Raw genomic sequence first — 3,396 nt, 5'->3', positions numbered from 1 at the left:
CAGGCCGAAGAACCCTGGTTCCAGACCGAATGGGCCTTCGCCGAAAAAGCCGGCAAGGAACACGGTTTCACCGTGATCAAGATCGCCGTGCCCGATGGCGAGAAAACCCTTTCGGCCATCGACAGCCTCGCCGCCAACGGCGCCAAGGGCTTTGTGATCTGCCCGCCGGACGTGTCCCTCGGCCCGGCCATTGTCGCCAAGGCCAAGGCCAACGGCCTCAAGGTGATTGCCGTGGACGACCGTTTCGTCGACGCCAAGGGCGCGTTCATGGAAGACGTGCCGTACCTGGGCATGGCCGCGTTTGAAGTGGGCCAGAAGCAGGGCGCCGCGATGGCCGCCGAAGCGAAAAAACGTGGCTGGGACTGGAAGGACACCTACGCGGTGATCAACACCTTCAACGAGCTCGACACCGGTAAAAAACGCACCGACGGTTCGATCAAGTCCCTCGAAGAAGCCGGCATTCCCAAGGACCACATCCTCACCGCCGCGCTGAAAACCCTCGACGTTCCGGGCAGCATGGACGCCACCAACTCGGCGCTGGTCAAGCTGCCCAGCGGCGCGAAAAACCTGATCATCGGCGGCATGAACGACAACACCGTGCTCGGCGGCGTGCGCGCCACGGAAAGCGCCGGGTTTGCCGCCGCCAACGTGATCGGTATCGGCATCAACGGCACCGACGCCATCGGCGAACTGAAGAAAGCCAACAGCGGTTTCTTTGGCTCGATGCTGCCCAGCCCGCACATCGAGGGCTACAACACGGCGCTGATGATGTACGAGTGGGTCACCAAGGGCACTGAACCGCCGAAATACACGGCAATGGACGAAGTGACGCTGATCACCCGGGAAAACTTCAAGGAAGAACTGACCAAAATCGGGCTGTGGAAATGAGTGCGGCCGCCCTGCGTTTTGAGGGTATCGGCAAAACCTTTCCCGGGGTCAAGGCGCTGGACGGCATCTGTTTCACCGCCCAGCCGGGGCAGGTGCATGCGCTGATGGGCGAGAACGGCGCGGGCAAGTCGACGTTGCTGAAGATTCTTGGCGGCGCCTACATTCCCAGCAGTGGCTCGGTGCAGATCGGCGCGCAGACCATGGCGTTCAAATGCGCCGCTGACAGCATTGCCAGCGGCGTGGCGGTGATCCATCAGGAACTGCACCTGGTGCCGGAAATGAGCGTGGCGGAGAACCTGTTCCTCGGGCACCTGCCGTCGCGCTTTGGCGTGGTCAACGGCAGCCTGCTGCGCCAGCAGGCGCTGGCCTGCCTCAAGGGCCTGGCCGATGAAATCGACCCGGACGAGAAGCTCGGCCGCCTGTCCCTGGGCCAGCGCCAACTGGTGGAAATCGCCAAGGCGCTGTCCCGTGGCGCCCATGTGATCGCCTTCGATGAACCCACCAGCAGTCTCTCGGCGCGGGAAATCGACCGGCTGATGGCGATCATCGCGCGCCTGCGCGATGAGGGCAAAGTGGTGCTCTACGTGTCGCACCGCATGGAAGAGGTGTTCCGCATCTGCGACGCGGTCACGGTGTTCAAGGACGGGCGCTACGTGCGCACGTTCGAGGACATGAGCGCGCTGACCCACGACCAGTTGGTGACCTGCATGGTCGGGCGCGATATTCAGGACATCTACGACTACCGCCCGCGCGAGCACGGCGAGGTGGCGCTCAAGGTTGACGGACTGCTCGGGCCTGGCTTGCGCGAGCCGGTCAGCTTCGCGGTGCGCAAGGGCGAAATCCTCGGGCTGTTCGGGCTGGTGGGGGCAGGGCGTACCGAGCTGTTCCGGCTGCTCTGCGGGCTGGAGCGCAGCACCGCAGGGCAGCTGGAACTGTGCGGCGAAACCCTGCACCTGCGCTCCCCGCGCGATGCCATCGACGCCGGCGTGCTGCTGTGCCCGGAAGACCGCAAGAAGGAAGGCATCATCCCGCTGTCCAGCGTGGCGGAAAACATCAACATCAGCGCCCGAGGCGCCCACGCCGCGTTTGGCTGGCTGCTGCGCGAGAAGTGGGAGAAGGGCAACGCCGCAAAGCAGATCCAGGCGATGAAGGTGAAGACGCCCAACGCCGAGCAGAAAATCATGTACCTGTCCGGCGGCAATCAGCAGAAGGCCATTCTGGGTCGCTGGCTGTCGATGCCGATGAAGGTGCTGCTGCTCGATGAGCCGACGCGGGGCATCGATATCGGCGCCAAGTCGGAGATCTACCAGATCATCCACAACCTGGCCGCCAGCGGCATTGCGGTGATCGTGGTGTCCAGCGACCTGATGGAAGTGATGGGGATTTCCGACCGCATCCTGGTGCTGTGCGAAGGCGCCCTGCGCGGCGAACAACGGCGTGAACACGCCACTGAATCCAACTTGCTGCAGCTGGCCTTGCCGCGCGGCCCGGCCCACTGAGAGACGACTATGACGACCCAAGACAACGCGCTGCCCAAGGCGCGCAAACCCCTGGACCTGCGCGCGCTGCTGGATAACTGGGCGATGCTGCTGGCGGCGGTGAGCATCTTCGTGCTGTGCGCCTTGCTCATCGACAACTTCCTCTCGCCGCTGAACATGCGCGGCCTGGGCCTGGCGATTTCCACGGTGGGCATCGCCGCCTGCACCATGCTGTTCTGCCTGGCGTCGGGGCACTTCGATTTATCGGTGGGCTCGGTGATCGCCTGCGCCGGCGTGGTCGCGGCCATTGTGATGCGCGACACCGACAGCGTGATGCTCGGCATCGGCGCGGCCCTGGGGATGGGCCTGCTGGTGGGGCTGATCAATGGCATCGTGATCGCCAAGCTGCGGGTCAATGCGCTGATCACCACGCTGGCGACCATGCAGATCGTGCGCGGCCTGGCCTATATCTTTGCCGACGGCAAGGCGGTGGGCGTGTCCCAGGATCAGTTCTTCATCTTCGGCAACGGCCAGTGGCTGGGCGTGCCGGTGCCGATCCTGATCACCATCGTGTGCTTCGTGTTCTTCGGCTGGCTGCTCAACTACACCACCTACGGGCGCAACACCATGGCCATCGGCGGCAACCCGGAAGCAGCGCTGCTGGCGGGGGTCAACGTGGATCGCACCAAGATCATCATCTTCGCCGTGCACGGCCTGATCGGCGCCCTGGCCGGGGTGATCCTCGCCTCACGCATGACCTCGGGCCAGCCGATGATCGGCCAGGGTTTCGAACTGACGGTGATTTCCGCCTGCGTATTGGGCGGGGTGTCGCTGAGCGGCGGCATCGGCATGATCCGCCACGTGATTGCCGGGGTGCTGATTCTGGCGATCATCGAAAACGCGATGAACCTGAAGAACATCGACACGTTTTATCAATACGTGATCCGCGGCTCGATCCTGCTGCTGGCGGTGGTCATCGACCGCATGAAGCAACGCTGATTCAGAATCGTATGAGGCAAATGTGGGAGGG

The 3,396-nt window shown here is 63.7% G+C and carries 3 protein-coding genes; all 3 read left to right on the top strand.

What is annotated here, in order from left to right; all coding sequences use genetic code 11:
• Positions 1-888 (top strand): substrate-binding domain-containing protein (locus TU79_RS24810; protein WP_057010425.1); only part of this gene is annotated, 888 nt, incomplete at its 5' end.
• Complete coding sequence (gene araG, locus TU79_RS24805) at positions 885-2,387, top strand: L-arabinose ABC transporter ATP-binding protein AraG (protein WP_057010424.1); 1,503 nt, start codon at positions 885-887, stop codon at positions 2,385-2,387. The genes TU79_RS24810 and araG, both read left to right, overlap by 4 nt.
• A gap of 9 nt (positions 2,388-2,396) precedes the next feature.
• Positions 2,397-3,365, top strand: a complete 969-nt coding sequence (araH, locus tag TU79_RS24800; RefSeq protein ID WP_057010423.1) for an L-arabinose ABC transporter permease AraH — start codon at positions 2,397-2,399, stop codon at positions 3,363-3,365.
• The last annotated feature ends 31 nt before the right edge of the window (positions 3,366-3,396 follow it).

The sequence above is a fragment of the Pseudomonas trivialis genome (assembly GCF_001439805.1).
GTDB classification, from domain to species: Bacteria; Pseudomonadota; Gammaproteobacteria; order Pseudomonadales; family Pseudomonadaceae; genus Aquipseudomonas; species Aquipseudomonas trivialis.
The sequence above is the reverse complement of the archived record's forward strand: the minus strand, read 5'-3'. Positions and strand labels throughout refer to the sequence as shown.

Coding starts and splice junctions, on each gene's coding strand:
- araG (WP_057010424.1), top strand. CDS start 885: ATGAGTGCGGCCGCCCTGCGTTTTGAGGGTATCGGCAAAACCTTTCCC.
- araH (WP_057010423.1), top strand. CDS start 2,397: ATGACGACCCAAGACAACGCGCTGCCCAAGGCGCGCAAACCCCTGGAC.